Source organism: Parafrankia irregularis (assembly GCF_001536285.1).
GTDB lineage: Bacteria > Actinomycetota > Actinomycetes > Frankiales > Frankiaceae > Parafrankia > Parafrankia irregularis.
In genome coordinates this window covers 289604-313263 of record NZ_FAOZ01000003.1, presented here as the reverse complement: position 1 = coordinate 313263, position 23660 = coordinate 289604, and the positions used below count along the sequence as shown (strand labels likewise).

At 73.2% G+C, this 23660-nt stretch carries 15 protein-coding genes; 10 read left to right on the top strand and 5 right to left on the bottom strand.

What is annotated here, in order from left to right:
- The first annotated feature begins 298 nt into the window (after positions 1-298).
- The 6 genes from AWX74_RS06260 to AWX74_RS06235 all read left to right on the top strand — a co-directional run bounded on the left by AWX74_RS06260 (position 299) and on the right by AWX74_RS06235 (position 16470).
- A complete protein-coding gene (locus AWX74_RS06260; protein WP_165615486.1) occupies positions 299-2323 on the top strand; it encodes a fatty acyl-AMP ligase in 2025 nt (674 codons plus the stop codon).
- Complete coding sequence (locus tag AWX74_RS06255) at positions 2320-10203, top strand: type I polyketide synthase (RefSeq protein WP_091272552.1); 7884 nt, start codon at positions 2320-2322, stop codon at positions 10201-10203. Before AWX74_RS06260 ends, AWX74_RS06255 begins: the two co-directional genes overlap by 4 nt.
- Positions 10200-11807: an acyl-CoA carboxylase subunit beta gene (locus AWX74_RS06250; RefSeq protein WP_091272551.1), complete on the top strand. Its 1608-nt coding sequence runs from the start codon at positions 10200-10202 to the stop codon at positions 11805-11807. Before AWX74_RS06255 ends, AWX74_RS06250 begins: the two co-directional genes overlap by 4 nt.
- Before the next feature lie 174 nt (positions 11808-11981).
- Positions 11982-13253, top strand: coding sequence for an alpha/beta hydrolase (locus AWX74_RS06245; RefSeq protein WP_226930861.1), 1272 nt, complete (start codon positions 11982-11984; stop codon positions 13251-13253).
- Positions 13254-13476: 223 nt separating this feature from the next.
- Positions 13477-14985, top strand: a complete 1509-nt coding sequence (locus AWX74_RS06240; protein WP_242666104.1) for an MFS transporter — start codon at positions 13477-13479, stop codon at positions 14983-14985.
- 282 nt (positions 14986-15267) lie between these two features.
- A complete protein-coding gene (locus tag AWX74_RS06235; RefSeq protein WP_091272549.1) occupies positions 15268-16470 on the top strand; it encodes an ABC transporter substrate-binding protein in 1203 nt (400 codons plus the stop codon).
- 66 nt (positions 16471-16536) lie between these two features.
- Here AWX74_RS06235 and AWX74_RS06230 read toward each other — a convergent pair whose 3' ends face one another.
- The 5 genes from AWX74_RS06230 to AWX74_RS06210 all read right to left on the bottom strand — a co-directional run bounded on the left by AWX74_RS06230 (position 16537) and on the right by AWX74_RS06210 (position 20314).
- Positions 16537-17535, bottom strand: a complete 999-nt coding sequence (locus AWX74_RS06230) for an SMP-30/gluconolactonase/LRE family protein (RefSeq protein ID WP_091272548.1) — start codon at positions 17533-17535, stop codon at positions 16537-16539.
- 23 nt (positions 17536-17558) lie between these two features.
- Entirely contained in the window at positions 17559-18890 is a 1332-nt protein-coding gene (locus tag AWX74_RS06225) for a PucR family transcriptional regulator (RefSeq protein WP_091272547.1), read from the bottom strand.
- The gene (locus AWX74_RS42815) at positions 18874-19053 is read right to left on the bottom strand and encodes a hypothetical protein (RefSeq protein ID WP_091272546.1); all 180 of its coding nucleotides are present in this window, start codon (positions 19051-19053) and stop codon (positions 18874-18876) included. Before AWX74_RS42815 ends, AWX74_RS06225 begins: the two co-directional genes overlap by 17 nt.
- Positions 19054-19211: 158 nt before the next feature.
- Positions 19212-19712 (bottom strand): GNAT family N-acetyltransferase, encoded by a 501-nt coding sequence (locus AWX74_RS06215; protein WP_091272545.1) that lies wholly within the window; start codon positions 19710-19712, stop codon positions 19212-19214.
- The gene (locus tag AWX74_RS06210) at positions 19709-20314 is read right to left on the bottom strand and encodes an SRPBCC domain-containing protein (RefSeq protein WP_242666103.1); all 606 of its coding nucleotides are present in this window, start codon (positions 20312-20314) and stop codon (positions 19709-19711) included. The genes AWX74_RS06215 and AWX74_RS06210 overlap by 4 nt, the downstream gene beginning before the upstream one ends.
- 219 nt (positions 20315-20533) lie before the next feature.
- Here AWX74_RS06210 and AWX74_RS06205 point away from each other — a divergent pair, with 219 nt between their 5' ends.
- From AWX74_RS06205 to AWX74_RS06190, 4 genes are all read left to right on the top strand, one after another.
- Positions 20534-21070: a hypothetical protein gene (locus tag AWX74_RS06205; RefSeq protein WP_091272543.1), complete on the top strand. Its 537-nt coding sequence runs from the start codon at positions 20534-20536 to the stop codon at positions 21068-21070.
- 125 nt (positions 21071-21195) lie between these two features.
- A complete protein-coding gene (locus AWX74_RS06200) occupies positions 21196-21711 on the top strand; it encodes a GNAT family N-acetyltransferase (protein WP_091272541.1) in 516 nt (171 codons plus the stop codon).
- Positions 21712-22015: 304 nt separating this feature from the next.
- The gene (locus AWX74_RS06195; RefSeq protein ID WP_242666102.1) at positions 22016-22702 is read left to right on the top strand and encodes a hypothetical protein; all 687 of its coding nucleotides are present in this window, start codon (positions 22016-22018) and stop codon (positions 22700-22702) included.
- Positions 22703-22827: 125 nt separating this feature from the next.
- The gene (locus AWX74_RS06190; protein ID WP_091272937.1) at positions 22828-23625 is read left to right on the top strand and encodes a hypothetical protein; all 798 of its coding nucleotides are present in this window, start codon (positions 22828-22830) and stop codon (positions 23623-23625) included.
- Positions 23626-23660 lie beyond the last annotated feature (35 nt).

The following is a 23660-nucleotide window of genomic DNA, read 5'->3' as shown; positions in this document are numbered from 1 at the left end:
ACCGAGGATTAAAAGGGCAGAGTCGGACATTCTGGGTGGCGCGTCACCGAATGACGCCCTGCCGTGGCAGTTGCTCGTGTAGGTGCGGCTGCGGTTGTCGGGTGGGAGTATCGCCGAAGAATGTCCGGACTGTGTGGATAACGGCGTGAATTCGGTCCACTGAATTTGCGTGCCACACGATTCCGTGCTGGAGAAAATGGGGCACAGTATGGGGTCGAAACCTGACAGCTCTTTATCCTCCGCGGGGCGGGCCCAGCCGTCGTCCGCAGCCTCCGAAAGACGGCCCGGTCCGGCCACGGTGCCCGGCGACGAAGGCACGCTGGACGCAGCCGGGGCGCTGATCTGCGCGCGGACCCTGGACGAGCATCTGTCGGAGCAGGCGGCGGCCCGCCCCGACGACATCGCGATGAGCTTCGTGGACTACGGCACCGACCGGTCGGGAGTGGAGACGTCCACCACCTTCGGGCAGCTCGACGCCGCGGTGAGCGCCGCCGCCTGGCAGATAGCCCAGGCGGTGCCGGCCGGCGGCCGGATGGTCATCCTCTCCCCGCAGGGGCTCGGCTACGTCATCGCCTTCCTCGGCGCGTTGCGGGCCGGGGTCGTCGCCGTGCCGCTGTTCCCACCGGACCTGATCGGCCACAGTGACCGGCTGACCGCCGTCTTCGACGACTGCGTACCCAACTGCGTGGCCACGACGACGTCCGTCCTGCCGTCCGTTCGCGCGTACCTCGAGACACGTGCGCAGGCGGTGGCGATCTGCGTCATCGACGGCCCAGGTGCCCCCTCCGCCGGACCCGGCGAGCCCGCCGCGGCTGCCGCACCCGCCGAGCCGGCCGCTTCGCCGGTGCTGCCGGTGCCGCCCGGCTGGGCACCGGCAGGCCCGCGGCCCCGCCTGGACGACGTCGCCTACATCCAGTACACCTCCGGTTCGACACGGACCCCGTCCGGCGTGCTCGTCACCCACGGCAACATCGTGGCGAACACCGCGCAGGCGATGGCCGGCTACCGCTGCCATCCGGCTCGGAACACGGTGGTGAGCTGGCTGCCGCTGTTCCACGACATGGGCCTCGTGCTGGTCGTCGGCGGGACCGTGGCCGGCGGTGTCCGGTCGGTCCTGCTCGACCCGGTGGCCTTCCTGCAGCGCCCGGGCCGGTGGCTGCGTCATCTCGCCGAGAACCGCGGCGCGGTGGCCATGGCGCCGAACTTCGCGTTCGACTTCGCGGTCGACCGGGTCCGCCCGAAGGAGCGGGAAGGGCTGCGGCTGGACGACGTCTGGGTCCTGGGCAACGGGTCGGAGCCGGTCCGGCCCGCCACGCTCGAACGCTTCCTGGCGACCTTCGGCCCGCTGGGGCTGCGGCCAGAGGCGCTGTGCCCCTCGTACGGCCTCGCCGAGGCGACCGTCTACGTGTGCGGGGGTGCCAGCGGGCGCCCGCAGCGACCGGTGTGGTTCGACGCGGAGATGCTCGCCGCCGGGCGTGCCCTGCCGGTGGACGAGTCCGAGCGGCCGGCGCAGCCGGGCATCCCCCAGCAGCAGGGGCCGCGGCGGCAGCAGACGGCCCGGCCCGGCCCAGGCCGGGAGCCGGGGCAGGACCCGGAAAGACGTCCGGAACAAGGCCCGGAACAGGGCGCCCCGCAGCGGCGGCTCATCCCGTTGCTGTCCTGCGGCGTGCCGGCCGGGCAACGGGTCGCCGTGGTCGACCCGCAGGCGGGCCGGCTCTGCCCACCCGATGTCGTCGGCGAGATCTGGGTCCGCGGGCCGAACGTCGCCCGGGGCTACTTCAACCAGCCGGCCCGCACCGAGGCGACCTTCGGGCAGCGGCTCGCGGCGCCGGCCGGTGAGCGCACGGCGGCGCTGCCGGCAGGCTGGTCGCCCGACGGCTGGCAGGACGACGGCTGGTTACGCACCGGTGATCTCGGGATGCTCCACGAGGGTGCCCTGTACGTCACCGGTCGGTTGAAGGACCTGATCGTCATCGACGGGCGCAACCACTACCCGCAGGACATCGAGGCGACGGTGGAAGCCGCCCACGAGGCGGTGCGGCCCAACCGCTCGGCCGCGTTCACCGTCAGCACCGACCACGGCGAGGCCGTCGTGGTGGCCGCGGAGATCACCGCGGAGGTCGCCGGCCAGCCGGCCGAGGTGACCAGAATGGCCGGGGTGATCCGCGGCGCGGTCGCCGTGAGCCACGGGGTGGCGGTACGCGAGGTCGTACTGACCCGCCCGGGCACGATCCCGCTCACGAGCAGCGGCAAGATTGCCCGGCACGCCTGCCGGGAGCGCTACCTGGCCGGCGCGTTCGCCGTCACCGGTGCGTCCCGGTGACCGACGCGCCCGGGGACGGCACGAGCCCCGCCACATCCCTGAGCGAAGCCGACCTGCTGCGCTGGCTTTCCGACCAGGTCGCCGCGAGCCTCGGGCTCGATCCGGCCGAGATCGACATCGACCAGCCGCTGGTGGACCTCGGGCTGTCGTCACGGGACGCGGTCGCGATGACCAGCGACCTGGAGGATCTGCTCGACACCGCGCTCGAGCCGACGCTGCTCTGGCAGCATCCGACGCTCGCCGCGCTGGCACGACGGCTGGCCGCCCCCGCCCCGGGAGCCGGCACCGCAGCTGACTCCGACCCGGTGAACGCGGACTCCGACCTGGTGGACCCGGACCGGGCGCACTCGGACCCGGCCGGCACCGACCTCGGCTCCCGCGATTCCGTGGGTGCCGCGGATTCCGATGATCCGGTCGGGGATGACGCGCTGGCCATCATCGGGGTCGGGTTCCGGTTCCCGGGCGGTCCGCGGCATCCCGACGGGGTGACGCGGCCGGGTGAGCTGTGGGAGCTGCTGGCCCAGGGCACCGACGCCGTCTCGACGGTGCCGCCGGGGCGCTGGGACGAGGCCGACAGCGGCGTGCTCGGCACTCCCGGCCTCGCCGCGGGCGCTGTCGTGCGAACCGTCGCCGGCGCCGCTGACGACGCCGACGCGGACGTCAGCCAGGCGGTGCGCCGCGGCGGGTTCATCGGCGACGTGGCGGGCTTCGACGCCGAGTTCTTCGGTATCAGTCCCGCGGAGGCGGCGCTGATGGACCCGCGGCAACGCCTGCTGCTGGAGATCTCCTGGGAGGCGCTGCAGCATGCCGGGCTGCCGCCGTCCTCGCTGCGAGGCAGCGCCACCGGAGTCTTCGTCGGTGTCTCCAGCTCGGAGTACGCCCATCTGACCTTCGCCGACCCCCAGCGGGTCGAGGGCTGGACCTCGACCGGCGCGGCGACGTCGATCATCGCGGGCCGGCTGTCCTACCTGCTGGACCTGTGGGGACCGAGCCTGACGATCGACACCGCCTGCTCGTCCTCTCTGGTGGCCCTGCACGCGGCGCGCACCAGCCTGCTCTCCGGCGAGTCGTCGCTCGCACTCGTCGCAGGGGTGAGCCTGCTGTTGTCCCCGGCGGTGAGCGTCGCGTTCGGCGCGGGCGGCGCGCTGTCCGCCGACGGGCGGTGCAAGGCCTTCGCGGCCGCGGCCGACGGGATCGTGCGCGGCGAGGGCTGCGGAGTCGTCGTGCTCAAGCGGTTGCGTGACGCCGAGCGTGATGGCGACCGGGTGCTGGCGGTGGTGCGCGGAAGCGCGGTCAACGCCGACGGCCGTTCGAACGGGCTGACCGCGCCGAACCCGGCGGCACAGGAGGCGCTGCTGCGGGCGGCCTACGCGCCGACCGGCATCACGCCGACCTCGGTCGACTATGTCGAGGCGCACGGGACCGGCACGCCGCTGGGCGACCCGATCGAGGCGACGGCACTGCGGGCCGTGCTCGGCGCGGGTGCGGGCCGTGACCCGCGCGAGCCGCTGCTGCTCGGTTCGGTCAAGACGAATCTCGGGCATCTTGAGGCCACCGCGGGCATCGCCGGGGTCATCAAGGTCGCGCTGGCGCTGGACCGTGGAGTGATCCCGCCCTCCGTCCACTTCGCGGCGCCGAACCCGCGCATTCCGTTCGAGGCGTCCGCGCTGCGGGTGGTGACCGAGCCGGTGCCCTGGCCGCGTTACGGCGGCCGGGCCCGCGCCGGTGTGTCCGCGTTCGGTTTCAGCGGCACGAACGCCCACGTGATCCTCGAGGAGCACGGCGACCGTGACGGCGGCACCCGCGACGGATCCGACAGCGGCGCCGATCTCCGTTCCGACCTCCGTCTCGAGCGGGGTGCCGAGCGGCGCGCGGGCAGCGGAGCCCGCCGCGGCCCGTGGACGTTGGCGCTCTCAGCGGCGTCCGCCGACCGGCTCGCCGGCACCGCGGCGGCACTGGCCGACTGGCTCACCACGGTGGATGGACAGGCCGCCGACCTGGACGACGTCGCGTTCACGCTGGCACGGCGCTTCGACGTGGCGGCTCCCGCCCGCGCGGCCGTCGCCGGCCGGGACGGCGACGAACTGGCCGCCCGGCTGAGGGTGGTCGCCGCCGAATCCGACGCCCCCGGCACGACCAGGCTCACACGGCCGGCCCGCGGCCACCAACCCGCCGGGCTGGCCCTGCCCACTCAACCGGCCCTGCCCACCAGACCGGATCTGCCCGCGCGGCCGGACCTGTCCACGGGGTCGGTCTGGGTCTTCAGCGGATACGGCTCGCAGTGGGCGGGCATGGGCCGGCGACTGCTGACCGACGAACCGGCCTTCGCCGCGGCCGTCGAGGACCTCGACAAGCCGTTCGTGGCGCGGACCGGTCTGTCCCTGCGCGGCCTGCTCGAACGCGGCGACGCGGTCGACGGCGTCGAGTCCGGGCAGATCATCCTGTTCGGGGTGCAGCTGGCGCTCGCCCAGCTGTGGCGTTCGGCGGGTCTGCGGCCGGCCGCGGTCATCGGCTTCTCCATGGGCGAGGTCGCGGCCTCGGTCGTCGCCGGCGCACTGGACGTCGAAAGCGGCCTGGAGGTCATCGCGACCCGGGCTCGGCTGCTGGGCTCGGTGGCGGCGGCCGGCGCCGGCGCCATGGCGGTCGTCGAGCTCACCGAGACCGAGTTCGGGCAGCTGGCGGCCGACCTGCCCGGCGTCCACATCGCGATGCACTCCTCGCCGCGCCAATGCACGGTCGCCGGCGACGCCGACCAGGTGACCCGGCTGGTCGCGGCGGTCGAGGCACGGGGGCGGACGGCGCTGCCGATGAAGGTGAGCGGTGCCGGGCACTCGCCGGCGGTGGATCCCATCCTCGACGAGCTGCGGTCACGGCTGGCGTGGGTCCGCGGCACGCCGACCGCCGTCCCCTGGTACGGGTCGGTGCTGGACGATCCGCGCGAGGTGCCGTCCTGCGATGCCGACTACTGGGCGGCCAACGCCCGGCGCCCGGTCCGGGCGGTCCACGCGGTGCGGGCGGCCCTCGAGGACGGGGCGACCCGCTTCCTGGAAGTCTCCCCGCACCCGATCGCCGGGCGCGCCCTGCGCGAGACGGCCGGTAACGGTGTCCACGTCGCCTCGAGCCTGCGGCGTGACCGTGACGACACGGTCGAGTTCCGCGTGAACCTGGCCGCGCTCGCGCTCGGCGGCGACGGCGACGCGCTGAAAGCCCTGCTCACCCCGGCGACAGATGCCGCGCCGACTGGCTCGGTGTCGGCTGGGACGGCGTCGGCCGGGACGGTGACGCCCAGGCTGGTGGATGTCCCGGCCGCGCCGTGGCGGCACCGCCGGCACTGGGCCGCGCCGGTCCCGGTGTCCTCACGGACCGCGCCGGGACACCCGTTGCTGGGGGCGCACATCGAGATCCCCGAGTCGGGCCGGCACGTGTGGCGGGCCGACATCGGGACGGAGGCGCTGCCGTGGCTCGCGGACCACACGGTCCACGGGGTGGCCGTGCTGCCGGGTGCGGCCTTCGCGGAGATGGCCCTGTCGGCCGCGGCGGTGCTCGGGCGCGGCCGGCCGGTCGTCACCGACCTCGAACTGCTCGAACTGCTGCCCCTGGGCCCGCACACCGACGTCACCACGTCCGTGGTGGAGGACGGCCCCGGCGCCGCCTCGGGAACGATCGAGATCTTCTCCCGGCGGACGGCGGGCGGCGGTCGCTGGGTGCGCCACGCCACCGCCCGGATCCGGGTGGAGCCAGCGGAACATGCCCCGGACCAGGTCGCGGAGCACGCCGCCAGCACGGGCCTCGCCGGCAGCGCTGGCGACGCCGGCCGTTCCGAGGACGTCGTCGACGAGGCGGGCGCCGGCAGGTCCGTCGACCTCTACGGGGCGCTGCAGGCGGCCGGCCACCGGTACGGCCCCGCGTTCGTCGGCGTCACAGACGCACGCGTGACGTCCGGCCCGGTGACCTCCCCAGGGGAAGGGACGGCCCCGCCGGACCCGGTGGGCCCACCGGCCGGAGCACCGGTGTCGGCGTCGGCGTCGGCGCGGGTCAGTCTGCCGGCGCCCGCGCAGCCTCATACGCACTACCGGATCCACCCGGCGCTGGGCGACCTCTGCCTGCAGACCCTGGGCGTCGCCGCCGTCGGCCTGTGGCCCGAGGCCACCGCCGGTGGCGTGCCGCTGCACCTGCCGGTGCGTATCGGCGAGCTGACCGTGCTCGACCCGCGCTCAGGCGGGCCGCAGGGCCGGCCGATCACGAGCGGGCACGCCACGGCGCTGCTCACCCCGGCCGCCGCGGGCGGCGACGACGAGGACGGCCTGATCGGCCAGGTACGGCTGTCGGCGGACGACGGAACGCCGTTGCTCGTCGCCCGGGACGTGGTCCTGCGCCCGGTGGAGGCGAGCGCCGTTCCGGTCCCGGTGTCCGCGCTGCTCTATGAGGCAGGCTGGACGCAGGCTCCGCTTCCGCCGCTGCCGGTGCAGGGCGAGCCGGCGCTGCCGGGCCAGTCCGTCCAGTCCGCTCAGCCGGACCGGCCGGACCAGCCGTCGGCGACCGCTTCCCAGCCGCGTCTGCTGGTTCTCTCCGCGCCCAGGCCAGGCACCGACGACTCCGGGGACCGGGACGCGGTGGCTGCGCTCCTCGACCGGCGCAGCGGCTCACCAGGCGGGGTTGTCGCGCTCAGCACGACCGATGAGGGACGCATCGCCACCCTGGTCGGCTCCGGGCAGGTGCGGGGAGTCGTGCTGGTCGTCGCGCCGGCGCCGGCCTCCGGCGACGACGAGGCCTCCCTCGGGGGGCGCCCGGAACCCGCGCCGGTGGGCCTTCCCGCCGGAACGGACCCGATGGCCGGCGCCGAGCTGACCGCGGCCGTGGCCGCGTTGGCGAGGACGCTGGTCCGCCACGGCACCCAGCATCCGCCCCGGCTGTGGATCGTCACCCGTGGGGCGGCCGCGGTCGCCGACGGGGACCTGCCCGTGCCCTCCCAGGCGGCGCTGCGTGGCCTGGTCCGTGTGCTGGCGCTGGAGCATCCGTTCCTGCGGACGACGCTGCTCGACCTCGATCTCGCCGCCGGCACAGCCCCCGGCACCGCCGCCGGCACCGGGGAGGACGACGAGGCCGCGGCGCTCGCGCCGGTCGCGGTGGAGATCATCTCCGACGCGGCCGACGACGAGGTGGCCTGGCGTGACGGGCGCCGGTTCGCCGCCCGGCTGACACGCGTCGCCGAGGAGCCAGGCGGCTCCGCGTCCCCTGCTGGGCCGGTGGAGGCGGCCGCGGTGCCGCTGGTGCGGCCGGGTTCCTACATCGTCACGGGTGGGCTCGGCGGGCTGGGCCTGCTGCTGGCCCGTCGGCTGGTGGACGGCGGGGCCTCCAGGGTCGTTCTGAACGGGCGGACTCTGCCCCGGGAACAGGATCAGGCCGGCGCGGCACCGCCCGGATGGCGGATGATCCCGGGCCTCGGGCTGGCCCGGGTCGCGAACGACGCCGGGCCCGTTCCGCAGCCCGCCACCGCCGCCGGCGAACTCGCCGAACCTGCCGAAGCCGCCGCGTCCGGCACGTCTGGCACGTCCGGCACGTCTGGCACGTCCGGCACGTCCGGCACGTCTGGCACGTCCGGGGAGATCACCGGCGGCGGTGGGTGCGACATCGTCATCGTCACCGGTGACATCGCGCTGCCGGAGACCGCGGCACGGCTGCTGACCGAGGCCACGGCCGGTGATCTGGTGCTGCGGGGCGTCGCGCACGCGGCGGGAGCCCTGGCGGACCAGTCGGTCCTGGACCTGGATCCGGCCGCGCTGGCCGCCGTCTGGCGTCCGAAGGTCGTCGGCGGCTGGAACCTGCACGTGGCCACCGCGCGGCTGGCCGCGCAGACCGGTACGGAACTGGACTGGTGGCTGGTCTACTCCTCGGCGGCGGCGCTGCTCGGCTCGCCCGGGCAGGCCTCGTACGCGACCGCGAACGCCTGGCTCGACGCGCTGGTCGCACTGCGCCGCCGGAGCGGCCTGCCGGCGACGAGCATCAACTGGGGTGCCTGGGCCCAGGTCGGGGGCGCCGCCGGGGTCACGAACGCGCTGCTCGAACCGCTGGTGCCGACGACGGCGATGGAGGCCCTGGAGACGGTGGTCGCCACCGGCCGGGCCCACACCGGGGTGGTGCGGCTCTCGCCGGCCCGTGCGCTGGCGTTGCTGCCCGGCCTCGCTGATCTCGCCTTCTTCGCCGACGTGCTCGGCGCCGATCCGGGTGCGCAGGACGACTCCTGGCCCGGCGTCACGGCGCTGGCGGACCTGCCGCCGGCGCGGGCCCGGGCCGTGATCGCGGATCGGCTGCGCAGCCGCGTCGCGGGGATCATGGGTCTGGAACCGCAGCAGGTGGATGCCGACGTCCCGCTGACGGAGCTCGGGTTCGACTCGCTGATGGCGATGCGGGCACGCAACGCCGTCGAGCACGACTTCGGCCTGCCGCTTCCGGTCCGTCTGCTGCTGCGCGGCGCCAGCCTCGGTGATCTCCAGGCACACCTGGTGGAGGCCCTCGGCCTGGCGTCGGACTCCGCGCCCGATGGGAGGTCGCCGACAGGATCCACGCAGGCGCGGCCCGGTTCGGCGGGGGCCGTGCCGGCGGCGGGAGCGGTGCCGGCGGCGGGAGCGGTGCCGGCGCAGACCGCCGCGGTTACCGGGGAGGTCTCGGGCCGGGGAATGCCGATGGCTGCCCGGGAGCCGGCGGAGCGGTGGCTGGTGGCGTTGCTCGCGGCGACGGTCACGACGGAGCCGATCGGGGTGACCGACGATCTGGCCACGGTTCTCGGCCCGGTCGAGACCGAACGCTTCCTCGGGCTGGTCGCCGAACGTCTCGGTGACGGGGCCACCCGTGCCGACGCGCGGGAGCGCGCGGAGCTTGCGGGGGCGCGCACGATCGAAGCTCTCGCCGAGGTGATCCGGGACCGTCTGATGGGCAACGCGGGGGCCGGCGTGCGCGTGCTGCGCGGTGCCGGTTCGCAGCCGCCGCTGTTCCTGTTCCATCCGGCGGGCGGTCCGACCGCCGTGTACGAGCCGCTCGTGCGGCTGCTGGATCCGCGGGTGCCCGTGTTCGGCCTGGAGCGGCTCGACGACATCGGGCAGGTGGAGCGCAAGGCCGCCGCCTATCATTCCATGATCCGGAAGATCGCTCCCGCGGGGCCGTACCGGCTGGGTGGGTGGTCCTTCGGTGGCCTGCTCGCGCAGGAGGTCGCGCACCAGATCGTCGCGGCGGGCGGCGAGGTCGAGGTCGTCCTGATGATCGACACGATTCTGCCGTTGCCGGCACCGGCCGGGCTGTCCGCCACGGATCAGCTCCTGACCCGCTTCGGGCGGTTCGTCGACTACCTGCGCGAGGTCTACGGCGTGGACCTCGACCTGCCCTACGACGAGCTGGCCGGTGCCGACGACGCCGAGCAGGTCGAACGGATCTTCGAGATCCTCGCCGCCTCCGACATCGCCATGACCCCCGGTGTGCTGCACCACCAGCGCACCTCCTACCTCGACGCGCGGATCGCCGAGAACTACCAGCCGCGCCGCTACGACGGACGCACGGTGCTCTACCGAGCGGCCTCGCCCCACCAGGTGACGGTCGCGCTCGACCCCCGCTACCTGCGTGACGACGCCGACCTGGGCTGGGCGGCGACGGTGCCGAACCTGGAGATCGTCACGGTTCCCGGTGACCACACCTCACTGATCGACCGCCCGAACGTCGACGTGATCGCCCGGCACCTGTCGCGGCTGCTCGCCCCAACCCCAACCCCAACCCCGGCTCCGGTGCCGGACGGGGCGGGCGGGCCTGGCGGGACGGACAGGGCTGATCCACGAGGGCCTGGCGGGGCGTTCGGTTCGGCGTCCGTGCCGGAGCAGCGGGGCACCCGGTGACGCGGGCGACGGCCGTGAGCGGCAAGGAGCTCGACCGCCGGCTGGCGCTCGCCGCCGCCGGCGGGTCGCCCCGCACCCTCGCCCGGCGGCGGGCCGAGGGCCGGATGAGCGCACGGGAGCGCATCGAGGCCCTGTGTGATCCGGGCACCTTCACCGAGCTCGACACCCTCGTCCGCAGCCGGGCTGACGGCGGCGGCGGCAGCGGTGGCGGTGCCGGCGCGGAGGCCGCCCGCCCGTACGGCGACGGGCTGGTCTGCGGCCACGGCCAGATCGGTGGCCGGCCGGTGTGCGTGTTCTCCCAGGACGTCAGTGTCTTCGGCGGCAGCCTGGGCGAGGCGTTCGGCGAGAAGATCATCAAGGTGATGGAGCTGGCGATGCGGGTCGGCTGCCCGATCATCGGCATCAACGACTCCGGCGGGGCGCGCATCCAGGAGGGTGTCACGGCGCTGGCGCGGTACGCGGAGTACGGCCGGCTCAACATCCAGGCCTCGGGGGTCATCCCGCAGATCTCGATGATCATGGGCTCGTGCGCGGGTGGTGCGGCCTACTCACCCGCTCTCACCGACGTGACGGTGATGGTGGACGAGACGTCCCACATGTTCGTCACGGGGCCGGACGTCGTGCGTTCGGTGACCGGGGAGGACGTCACCCTCGAGGAGCTCGGCGGGGCGCGCCACAACGCCGCCGCCGGGACGGCGCACTACGTGGCGACCGACGAGGCCGACGCCCTCGACTGGGTGCAGTGCCTGCTGGGCTTCCTGCCGGACAACGCGCTGAGCACGCCGCCCTCCTACCCCCGCTCCGGCGGCTCTGGCAGGTCCGGCCGGGACGACCTGACCGACGCGGACCGTGCCCTCGACCGGCTGGTCCCCGACTCCGCCGGTGGGCTCCTGGACGTCCGCAAGGTTCTCGACGTGGTGCTGGACGACGGTGACCTGCTGGAGTTCCAGGAGCTGTTCGCCGGGAACATCGTGTGCGGACTCGGCCGGGTCGACGGAGAGTCGGTCGGGGTGGTCGCGAACCAGTCGGCGGTGAGCGCGGGTGTCCTCGACATCGACGCCTCCGAGAAGGCCGCCCGTTTCGTCCGTTTCTGCGACGCGTTCAACATTCCGATCCTGACGTTCGTCGACGTCCCCGGCTACCTGCCCGGGCTCGACCAGGAGCGGCGCGGCATCATCCGTCGCGGCGCCAAGCTCCTGTTCGCCTACGGTGAGGCGACCGTGCCGATGGTCACCGTCGTGCTGCGCAAGGCCTACGGCGGCGGCTACGCGGTGATGGGGTCCAAGCACCTCGGCGCGGACATCAACCTGGCCTGGCCGAGCGCCGAGATCGCGGTGATGGGTGCCACCGGTGCGGTGGAGGTCCTGCACCGCAGGGAGCTGCGGGCCGCCGGGACCGGCCCGGAGGCGGATCAACTGCGTGCTCGGCTGACCGCCGACTACGAGCGCACCGCGCTGTCACCCTATGCGGCCGCCGAGCGCGGGTTCATCGACGCCGTCATCCAGCCCTGTGAGACCCGGGCGCGGATCCGTGCGGGGCTGCGGTCCCTGCGGGGTAAACGCTCGGTCCAGCAGGTCGGAAAACACAACAACATGCCCCTGTAGCGGGCCGTGGGAGAAAGCAACGAGATGGACACGACACCGGTGGCAGGGCCCGAGACAACCGGGACCAGCCCGACAGAGCACACCGACGGCAACCGCCCGACGGACCCGCCCCGCGACCGCCGCCGGCGGCGATTAACGTCGCCGAGAAGGAGCTCGGACGGGCCGGGATCGCCGATGCGGCACCCGGACGGTACAGGCGCGTCGGGACGACGATCGGGCGGCGGACGCCTTGGCATCCCGACCCGGCTGCTCGCCGGTTTCCTGGTGCTGGCCGCGGGCGGCCTGGCTCTCGGGCTGCCCGCCGTCGGGCCGGCCGGGCAGACCGGGCCGGGAGCGGAAACGGTCGCGCTCTCGACGCGGGCGTCCACCACCCGCGTCAGCGCGGCCAGCCTGGCCGCACGGGTGCCGGGATCGGCCGTGGCGCCGCTGACCCAGGTGAACCGCAGCGTGAACGGCGGCCTCAACACGCTCACCAACCTGGTGCCCGCGACCGCCACCCTGGGCGTTCCGAACGCGGGAACCGTCCCGGTCGTCGGTTCGGTGGCGGCGATGGCGGACGACGGTGCGTACGTCGCCTACGAGTCACGGGTGGACGACCGCACCGTCGACCTCATGATCGTCTCGCCGGCGCTGAACGGTGCGGCCCCGGTGCGGGTGATCCTGCCCGCCGGCTGGGCGGGCAGCCCGGCGCAGACCTGGCCGTCCCTGTATCTCATCCACGGCTGCTGCGAGAAGGCGGACTACCAGTCCTGGTCGGTGTTCACCAACATCCGCTCCTTCGCCGCGGACAAGCAGGCGCTGGTCGTCATGCCCAGCGACGGCTCCGCCGGCTTCGGGACGAACTGGCTCAACATCGGCGTGCTGCGCAAGGGCTGGGGCTACGACACCTTCCTGGCCACCGAGCTCCCGCAGATCCTCCAGCGGGGCTACCGCGCCTCCGGCCGGGCCGCCATCGCCGGCGCGTCGGTCGGCGGGTACGCGGCGTTCGCGCTCTCCGCGCTGCACCCCGGGGCCTACGGTGCCGCCGCGTCCTACAGCGGTGTGCTCGACAGCATCGGTTTCCTCTCCTCGGGGCTGATCCAGGGCCTGCTGGTGCGGGAAGGGCAGCTCTCCTGGGCCATGTGGGGGGATCCGGTGCTGTTCCTGGCGGTCTGGGCGAGGCGAAACCCCGCCGACCTGATCACCAGGCTGCGCGGGATCAACCTCTACGTCTCCTCCGGCAACGGCACCCCAGGCCCACTGGACTACGCCGGCGCGGACTCGGACCCCTTCGAGATGGCCACCAACAACAACGGCCAGGCGTTCATGCGAGCCGCGAACGCGGGGCGACTGCCGGTGGTGACGGACTTCTACGGCAACGGCACGCACAGCTGGAAGTACTGGGACCGCCAGCTCGTCCGGTCATGGCCGACGCTGGCCGCAGGCCTCGGCCTGCCCGCGGCCTAGCGCCGCGTCAGCGAACGATGGTTGGTGAGCACCGGTGACCAGCACTGACGTGATGACCGTCCGGGCGGACGAAGCGACCGCCGTCCGGACGGACAAGGGGTCAGCCGGCCGGACGGCTCTGCCGGCAGCCCCCGGGGCCATTCAACCCGGGGGTCAGCCGGCGGCTCCTCCGGAGGTTCGGCGCCCGGCGCGCCGAGCGGGGCGCCGGCGACGGCAGCGGACCGTGCGCGGCGGCCTGGCCGGCCGCAGGGCGATCGCGCCGATCGGGCTCGCGGCGTTCATCACCGCGCTGGACAACACGGTCGTGAACGTCGCGCTGCCGTCCATGCAGCGCGACTTCGCGCTGTCCGCGGCTGGGCTGGAATGGGTGGCGACGAGCTACATCCTCGCCTTCTCCAGCCTGCTGCTGCTGGGCGGACGTCTCACCGACCTGTTCGGCCGCTGGCGGGTCCTCCTGCTGGGGCTGGCGGTCTTCGCGGTGTTCTCCGGTGTCGCCGGCGCCGCGGACACCTCCCTCGCGCTGATCCTCGCGCGGCTCGCGCAGGGGGCGGGTGGAGCGCTGGCGCTGCCGGCGGCGCTGGCGATCCTCGCCGCCGACCTGGACGAGCGGGATCGCCATCTCGGCGCCGGTGTCCTCACCGCCGCCATCGCGGTCGCGCTCGCCCTCGGCCCCGCCGTCGGTGGGACGATCACCCAGTACGCCCACTGGAGCTGGATCTTCTACCTGAACCTGCCGGTGTGCGCCCTCGCCATGCTCCTGGCAGCGCGGGCGAGCCGCGGTCAGCCGTGGGGACCCGAGCACGCCGGCCGACGGCCGCGGCTCGATCTGCCCGGTGTCGTGCTGTCCGGGCTCGCGCTGCTGGCCCTCACGTATGCGCTGGTCGAAGGCAACACGCTGGGATTCGGGTCGGCCCGCATCCTGCTGTCCTTCGCTGTCGCGGCGGTGGCCGGCAGCCTGTTCCTGGTGATCGAGGGACGGGCCAGGGAGCCCATGGTGGCCCTGAACCTGTTCCGGCTGCGGGCGTTCAGCGGCGGAATCGTGGCCCAGGTCCTGTGGGGGCTGGGGGTGAACGGGGTCTTCTTCTTCACCGCCCTGTTTCTGCAGCTTGTGCTGGGCTACAGCCCCACCCGGGCGGGCCTGGCCTTTGTTCCGCTCGCGCTGGCCCTGATCGTGATGGTTCCCCCGGCCGGTCTGCTGGCCCGCAGGTGTGGCGCGCACTGGACGGTGGCCGGTGGGCTGCTGATGGTGGCCGGCGGGCTGTTGATCATCGCCTGGATTCCGGTGGACGCCACCTTCGTCGAGCTCCTGCCGGGCCTGCTCGTCATCGGGGCGGGCTCAGCCCTGACGACGCCGATGACGTCCCGGATCCTGGAAGTTCTCCCGGCCTCGACCGAGGGCATGGCCTCAGCTGTGCTCAGTTCCGCCCGTGAGGTGTCGGGCGTGCTGGGGGTAGCGTTGACCGGCGCGATTCTGCTTTCCCGGCAACGCGCACTGATGGCGGATGGCGCGGCCTTCCCGGAGGCATTCGTCGCCGGCTACGCCCGCGGGTTGGAGGTGTCGGCCGCACTGGTCGCCGCCGGAGCGGTTGTCAGCCTGCTTACTTTACGGCGAGCTCCTCGGCATCGACGGCGCGGGGGAGCGCACCGCCTCGCCGGAGCCGCCGTTATAATTCCTCACGCGCAATTCGCCGGCCCGGTTTCGACCGGGCGGCCGCGGCGCCGCGTCCGATGATTTCGTGGGAGACTTCTCACATCGCAATCGCTATGCTCGCCTCAATGGGACTTCTCCATCTCACGGTGCATGGTCAGGGCCGCCGTGCACGAGTCGACGATGGAAAAGGCTCACTTCTGGGGGTGACAGCGTTCAGTGGAATTACGGATATCCGCCGGTTCCCGGCGCGGTGCTGCACAATCTGGCCGCGGGGCCTCGGCGCGGCCGGCCCGATGTCGCCCGGGCAGGCGCGCACGGGGGCCGCGGCGGGTCGCGGGAACCTCCGGCGCGGCGCTGGGACTGGTGCTGCTGCTCGTGCTGGCGGCCTGTGGCAGGGCCAGGAGCGACGCGTCGCCGCCGGTACCGGCGTGCACGACGCCGGGTTTCTCCGGCAGCACGGTGCGCGTCGGTCTGGTCTACCCGGACACCGGCCCGCTCGCCCTCCCGTTCAGTCTGGCGCGTAGCGGTTTCGAGGCCAGGATCGCGCTGGCGAACGAGGCGGGTGGCGTGCACGGGCGCCGCATCGAGGCGGTGCCGGCCGACGACGCCGCGCAGAAGGAGACAAACCTGGCCGTGGCGCAGCGGCTGATCGAGCGGGAGAACATCTTCGTGCTCGCGGAGTTCACGACGGCGGCGTCGGGGTCGGCGGACCTGCTGGCGGCCAACGGAATCCCGGTGCTCGGCGTCGCGGCCGAGCAGGCCTGGAGCAACTACGAGAACATGTTCGCGGCGACCTACATCTACGCCTCAGAGGACTCGGTCACCACGTTCGGTGTCTTCGCCCGGGCGCAGGGCGTGACGCGGGCTGCCGTGGTGGAGGACCCGGTCTCGGACTCCGCGCAGGTCCTCGGGGATCAGATGGTCGCGAGCATGCGGTCGCAGGGTGTTGACGTGGTCTCCCGCATCCCGTACCGCCTGGGCGCGACCTCGGCGGCGCGGACGGTGAAGGCCATCCGGGAAAGCGGTGCCGACGGCCTGATCGTCTCCATGGAGCTCGCCGGCCTGCGGGAGCTTCTGGTCGCCGCCCAGGAGGCGGGGGTCGGTTTCAAGATGGTGCTTTCACCGCTCGCCTACGACCGGAGCGTGCTCGCCGCCGACGGCCAGCACTTCGCCGGGGTGTCCGCGTACTTCGTCCAGATCCCGTGGGAGTCGAAGGATCCCGCGCTGAAGACCTATCGAGACGCGATGGGCCGTTTCGCGCCCCAGGTGTCCGACCCGGACCAGAACCTCGTGCTGAACTCCTACATCACCGCCGACATGCTGCTTCGTGGCCTGGAGCTCGCCGGCCCCTGCCCGACCCGGGCCTCGTTCCAGAAAACCCTGCGCGGGCTCACCGACTACGATGCCGCCGGGCTCATTCCCGGGGGAGTGGACTTCAGCACCAACCGGACCAGCCTTTCCCTGTGCTACCGCTTTGCCACGGTGAACGAGAAAGGCACCGCCTTCGAGAGCCGGCGCGCCGCCGACGGCACCGAGCGGTGGTGCGGCACGCGCCTCACCGACTGACGGCCCGGCCCGGCCCGGCTCCGGTCGACTCGTCGTCCCCGCCGGCCGGGCCGGGCCGCCGTGCGCTCACCCGGCTGGCGGTGCCAGCTCGTAGACGTCGCCGGTATGGCTGGTGACGTACAGCCGGTCGGCGCGGAACCCGCGCCCGTCCCCGGCCCGGACGGACGAGGCCTGCGCGAGGCCACGGGCGAGGACACACGTCGTCCCCGTGGCCGGATCGATACGGACCACCTCGCCGGCGAGATACCGGGTGGTGATCAGCCCTTCCGCGGTGACCGTCAGATCATCGGGGAAGGCCAGCAGCGGATGTGTGGCGACCTTGACGGCGTGCGCGGGGTTCGCGACGTCGACACGCCAGGTCTCCCCGGCGAGGGAACGGTTCACATACAGCCATTCGCCGCTGGGGTCGAGCGCGACGCCGTTGGTTCCGTCCAGGGCTGACCAACGCGGGGTGAGCACCCCCTGCGGGCTCACGTGGGCGACGGCTGACGAGGAGCCGAGCCCGAGGTCGATGGTCCGGGTCACCACGAGGGCTCCGTCGGGCAGGCGCGCCAGGCCGTTCGGCGCGACCAGCCCGGTCGCGACGGTGGCGCGGTCACCGCCGTCGACGCGGAGCCGGACGATCGTCCCGTCGGCGGTTCCGAGCAGGCCGGACAGCGCACTGGCGCCGGTGGCGACGTATACCCACTGCCCGTCGCGGGCCAGCCCGCCGGCGTAGGGCAGGTCGGTGGCGAGCGGGGTCACGGCGCCGTCGGGGCTGAGCCGAAGCAGTTTGCCGGCACTGTCGTTGGTGCTCACCAACAGACCGCCCTGACCATCCGGGACGAGGTTCTCGGCGGTCCCGAGCCCGCTGGCCACCACCCGGGACGTCCACGTGGCACAGGCCGGACCGGTCTGACCGGTCTGACCAGCCGGCTCGGTCGAGGTCGAGGTCGAGGGCGAGGCGTGCGCGGGCACGGCCAGGAAGGCAGCCATGACAGCGCCCGCGGCCGTGACGGCCAGCGCTCGGGCGGCGGCTGGGCGCCGGGTCGGTCTGGTCGAGGTCTGCACGGCTGCCGTCCGCACGGCGTCCTCCTGGAGGAGTCGGGCTACGGGAGAAGCACCGACGGGGTCGTGCCGGTGCGGGCGAGGGCGAAGGCGATCCGCAGCGCGCTGGCGTCCCGGTACCGGCGTGGATCTCGCCCGGTCAGGCTGACGATCTTCGTGATGCGGTAGCGCAGGGTGTTGACGTGCACCGGCAGGCTGCGGGCGGCGGCCTCGGGGGAGCCGTCGCAGCGCAGCATCGCGTCCACCGTCTCCACCAGCCCGTGGCCGGCGCTGACGAGCGGGTCCACGCAGGTCGCCACCAGCTGCCGGGCGGCCTGGGTGTCCCCGCACAGCACGCGCTCGACGAGCAGATCCTCGGTGCTGACCACCGCCGGGTTCCCCGGCCACGCGGCGAGCGCCCGCAGTCCGGACAGCACCGCCGCCGTCGCGGGGCCCGCCCGGGCCACCGACGCGACCGGCTCGCTGATGACGATCCCCGGGCCGGCGGGGCCGTCGACCAGCCCGCGTAGCCCGGAGACCAGGTCGACCGGAGCGCCGCCCTCCATGGTCGTGCCCGCACCGCCGCGGCTCCCGCCTCCGGTGCCGGTGCCGGTGCCGGCAGCGACCGCGGCATCCGCCGGGTCCGCGGCGAACACCGTGGGCCCGCCGCCGGTCGCGGCCGTCGCCGAGGAGGGTCCCTGGACGGCGATCACGACCACGGCCTTCCCGCGGGCCGCGGCGCAGGAGACCAGCCCGAGACGGCCGGCAATCCGGGCGATCTCGTCGAGCAGCGGGTCGGCCGCGCCCTCGGGCGGGGTCATCCCGAGGATGCGTACCGGGAGCCCGAGCGGAACCACGTCGGCGGCCCGCGCCGCGATCTGGTCCTCACGCCCGTCGACGAGCGCCTCGAGCAGCAGCGCGCGTCGACCGGCTACCGCACGGCCCCGGTGCTCGGCAGCCTTCGCGTAGACGGTCGCCGCCTGGAACGCGACCTCGCGGCCGTAACGTTCCAGCTCGGCGCGCAGCACCGCGGACGTGGCGGGGTCAAGGGCCTCGTCCGCCTCCGCGTTCGCCACGCGCAGGACGACGTCGACGGTGACCTGGAGCAGCTCGACGGTCTGGTCGAACGAGATCTGCCGGGCCACCTCCGCGGGCACTCCGGAGAAGATGTTCTGCAGCGAGGGCGCCCGCGCCGCCACCAGGCTCTGCGCCATCGTGGCGATCTCCTGGTGCGCGATGAGCCGGACCCAGGACCGGCTGTGCGCGGACAGCCGGGTATACCACGGCAGGCCGCCGAACGCGGCGACCACCGTGTCGGACAGCCGCCCCACCGACTCGTAGAGCCACGCGGACGCGGACGCGCCCGGAGCCGCCGCATCACTGCCCGGCGTCACCGGCGACCTCGACCAGTGCGCTCGTGACCGCCGCCGGCTTGGTGATCACCAGGTCGTGCCCGGTGTCGATGGACCACCGCCCGGCGCCGCGTAACCTCCGGGCGACGGGCTGGCAGCACCAACCGCCACGCCCGCCCCCGTGCACCAGGACGTACGTCGCCATGACGGTGTCTCCTCGGATCCGGACCCGGTCGAGGAGCCACCTGGTCCACGGCCAGCAACGTGATTTTCCAGACAAACATAGTACGGAGGCATTGTCTGGCGGGCCCGCATCGTCCCAGGCGCCACCGGCGGGCGGGGGCGACCGGTGAACCGGGTTGCTCAACCGGCGGAGCCGGGCGGGGAATCCGGTGCCCAGGGGTCGGGCGCGTACGCGGAGCCGATGTCGCGTCGCCACTGCATCCACCGCTGGAATCTGGCCAGGGGCGTGAAGCCGGCAGCGGCATAGTGGGTATGGGCATCGTCCGTCACCAGCGTGAACTGCGGGATTTCGCGTAACAGTCGGTGCTGGAGCAGCCCGCAGACCAGCCAGCGCCCGACTCCTTTCCCACGATGGTCCGCATCGACGAAGACGTCGTCGATGAATCCGACGGCCACCCGGTCGGTCACGCAACGGGCGACTCCCCGCTGCAGACCGGCCGAATCGTAGACGCCCACGGTGAGGGAAAGGTCAAGGGCGGTGTTCACGGCCTCCGGGCTGCGGCCATGCGCCCACGGAGCCTCCAGCGACAACCATCTCCACACCCGGGGGCGGTCCAGGAGCTCGGGGTCGTCCGACAACTGCCAACCTGCGGCCCGCAACGGCTGCCAGGGCGGGGTCACCGGATCCTCGACGTGGCCGGCCCGCCGGGCGTACCGGCCTCGACGAGTGCCCGCAGGCGGTCCAGGGCCATGCGGGTGCCGGTCTCGTTGTCCGCGGCGGGGATGGCATCCGGGATGCCGTCGTGGACGAGGACGACGAGGGTGCCGCCGTCGTCGGTGTCGGAGAGCGTCGTGGTCATCGTCATCGGGGCGCCCAGGGCCGGGTCGGCGGTCTCGAACGCGAGCACCTCGACGACCTGCTCGTCGGGAACGAGCCGCACGAAGTGGCCGTGGTACGTGTCGGTGTTGCCGGCGGTCTTTCCGGCCACGTCGGGGCGGTCGTAGGTGAGCGAGATCCGGAAGGCGCCGCCCTCGCGGGCGTCGAACTCGTGCAGCCGTGCGCTCATCCCGTCCGGGAACCGCCACCGGACGATTGCCGCCGGGTCGATCAGTGCCCGGTACACCGTGGCGCGTGGAGCGGCGAGCGGACAGCTCAGTCGCAGCGAATACACGGTCCCGAAGGTAGTGGCGGTCGCCGCGGGTGGGCCAGTGCCGCCGGCGGATGACGTTCTCGGCGCGCCGCCGAGGGATTCGGATCCGGCATAGGTCGATCTGGCAGGCACGTTCGAGCCATGCCTGAAACATGGCCGCGAAACCCTGCGGTCAGTGGGCCCGGGGGCCCGAAGCCCGCCTGGTCCCCCGGTGCAGGGACCTGCGGCATCCGACAACGGTGCTCTTCGCCGTGGGCCGGTGCTCACCGCCCGCGTAGCTTGGATGACCGGCCGGCTTCCCGCCCGTCGCACCAGGCATCTGACCGCGCCATCCGGAAGGGAAAGATCGCAGTGATCATAGCGCTCATCCTGGTGTTTCCTTTCGCGCTGATGGCGATGATGCTGGGCATGCACGCCATCGAGGCGGCGCTGACGCGGGTTGCCGCTCCGGCCCGGCTACCAGCCGGCGAACGCGGCCCCGCCGCGGTGGTGCGTCCGTCCGCCGGTCGCCTGTCCGTGGTGCCCACACAACCCGCCAGGGCTCGAGGCGACCGTCCGTCGACCGCCTTCGTGCCGGATGCCCCCACCTCCGTGCGCCTTTCGCTGGTCACCGCGGCGCCGGATCGCCCTTTGACAGCCGGTTCGCCGGATGCTTCCGCACCCGCCGAGCCGTCGGGCACCGACTGGGCCGAGACCGCGGGGCCCGCGGCGCTGACACTGGCGGAGCCCAAGCCCAAGCCCAAGCCCAAGCCCGCGACCGTGGATGCGGCGACGCCCAGAACCCCGACGCCCAGAACCCCGACGGCCAAACTCCCGCTGTCGAAGCCCGCGGTGCCGCGGCAGGTCGTGCTGTCGGTCGTCCCGTCGGTGCTGCCCACGGGCGGTTAGGACGCGGCCACGCGTATCGCGTGCCGTGCAGGCGGACGGGCTGGCCGAGACCGTGTGGGCCGGTTGTTGCCTGTGTCGCGGGGCGATGCCAGGAAGCGACGGGGCGTCGGTTAGCGTTCGCTGGCGTGGAGGATTCCCAGCGCCTGCGCGGCAGTGGGTCGCGCGCGCGGGCGGCGGCGGTGCGCTTCGAGGCCGTCGACCCGACATCACCGGCGGCGGTGTGGGCTGTCGGCCGTTACTTCGCGGAGATCGGGCGGCGGTTCGGCTTCGATCCGTCCACCGAGCCGGATGACGGTGCGGCGTCGCTGGCGGCACCCGGGGGCTGTTTCGTCCTGGCTGTCAGTGATGGGGCCGCGGTGGCGTGCGGTGGTGTGCGGACGATCGAGGACGGTGTCGGCGAGATCAAGCGCATGTGGGTGGATGACGCCTGGCGCGGCGCGGGCCTGGGTTCCCGACTTCTGCTCCACCTGGAGCAGACCGCGCACGCCCTCGGTCACCACACCGTTCGGCTCGACTCCCACGAGTCCCTGACCGAGGCCATCGCGCTGTACGGGAAGGCCGGCTACCGTCCGATCGGCCGGTACAACGACAACCCGCACGCCACCCACTTCTTCGAACGGGTGCCCCGGCCTCGCCCCTGACCCGCCGGCCGGCCCTGCCACCCCGGCCGGCCCTGCCACCCCGGACCCGCCGCGGGACACCGTGGCCGGCCTGCCCCGGGGTGTTTACCAGCTGACAAACGGACGATTTTCGGGCCGCGTGAACGATAGATACTCCGCTGTGGTTGAAAACCGGAGCAACCGGAATGACCGGCACCCGTACGCTGGCAGCACGGCTGCTCCGCGGTCTCCTCATCCAGGGCCGCCGCGGGCCCCTGCCCGGCGCGACGAGCCCGACGGCCTTGTCTATGACCTGATTCGCTGGCCGGCGCGGCTGATCGCGCTGGTGATCGTCGTTCCGCTCCAGCTGCTGTGGCAGGGGCTCGTGCTGGTCGGCCGCGGGCTGCGCACGCTGCTGTGGACGTGGTTCCTGCGCCCGCTCCTGCTGGGCCTGAAACGGCTCCTCTGGGACTGGTTCCTGACCCCGCTCGGACGCCTGCTGTGGCGATGGGTGATCAATCCGGTCCGGCTGGCCGTGTTGTTCGTCTTCCGCTACGCCATCGCGATCCCGCTGCGTTTTCTCGTCACCTGGCTGGTGATCATGCCGGCGCAGTGGCTGTGGCAGACCGTGCTGCGACCCGTGGCGCATGCGTTCGCCGGTGTCCTGCGGCTGGCCGGGAGGATCGCGGCGGCGGTGCTGACGGCGCTGGTGGTGGCGCCGGCGCGCTGGGTGTGGCGGGCCGTGGTCGTACCTGTGGGGCGGATCGTCGCCGAGGCCTGCCGGTTCGCGATGCGGGTGGCGACCGCGATCGGGCGTGGGATCGCCGCCGTCTTCCGGGTGCTCGTGGTGGTCCCGACCGCCTTCGTGTGGCGAACGGTGGTCGTCCCGGTGGCGCGGGCGGCCGCCGCGGTGTGGCGCGTGATGGTGGTCGTGCCCGTCCGCTGGGTGAACCGGGTCCTCTGGCAGCCGGTGGCCAGAGCCGGCCGTGAGATCCGCGGTGCGCTGTTCGGTGGTCCGGCCGTCCGCCGGTGACCTGACGGCGACGAGCCGGGCCCGATCCGGATTACCCAAAGGCGGAGATCTGCCGGGTTGTCCGGCGATAGGCTGCCGCGTGCCGACGTCGGCGTGTGAACGGCCGGGCTGGGGGGCAGGCAGACGTGGACGCGGGAATTGTCGCCGCCCTCATCTCCTCCGTTGTCAGTGCCCTGGTGGCGGTGGCTGCGACGGTGTGGACCCATCGCCAGGGCGTCGAGATGGAACGCATCCGTTTCGAGCTGGACCGTTCCACCAGGGACAGCGAGAAACGCTCGGCGGCGAAGACCGAGCTGGACCGATACCGGGAGCCGCTGCTCGTCGCGGCCTTCGACCTCGGCACCCGTATCCACAGCATTCGGAAGAAGGAGTTCCTGTCGTATCTGAAACCCACCTCGAAGGAGCCGGATCGTCGTAGTCGGCTCGCGCTGCTGGCCACGCTGTTCTGCATCGCGCGCTACTTCGGAACCCTGGAGATCGTGTACTCGCGGCTCGCGTTGCTGCGGTTCGAGAGCGCCGAGGACACCCGCGTCGTCGCCGCGCTGCTCGCCGACATCGGCGGGGCGTTCAGCAGCGACGAGTACGACCGCGTCGACACCTACCACTCCTCCCGGTTCATGCTGTGGCGGGAGGAGCAGCGGGCGATCGGCGAGCTGATGCGTGGCGGGCCGGGCAGTGCGTCCAACGAGTGCCTGGGATTCGCCTACTTCCATGACAACTACGAAGCCGTCTTCGCCGAATGGTTCGATGCCTTCGCCGAGGCGTTGCAGTCGCCGGCGGCCATCACCAGCGCCCGGCTCGCCCGGGTGCAGACCCTGCTCGCCCTGCTCGTCGGTCTTCTCGACGAGGAGGGTGCGTTCACCCTCACGGTCGGCGGTGAGCGGATCGCGCCGGACTGGGTCACCCCCACCGGCCTCGCCTGATCCAGTCAGGGGATAACCGGCCACGCCCGGATTTC

What these genes read in the sequence shown, in the direction of transcription:
- AWX74_RS42815 (WP_091272546.1), bottom strand. Translation starts at nt 19,053, where the DNA reads ATGGCGACGTACGTCCTGGTGCACGGGGGCGGGCGTGGCGGTTGGTGC.
- AWX74_RS06245 (WP_226930861.1), top strand. Translation starts at nt 11,982, where the DNA reads ATGCGGCACCCGGACGGTACAGGCGCGTCGGGACGACGATCGGGCGGC.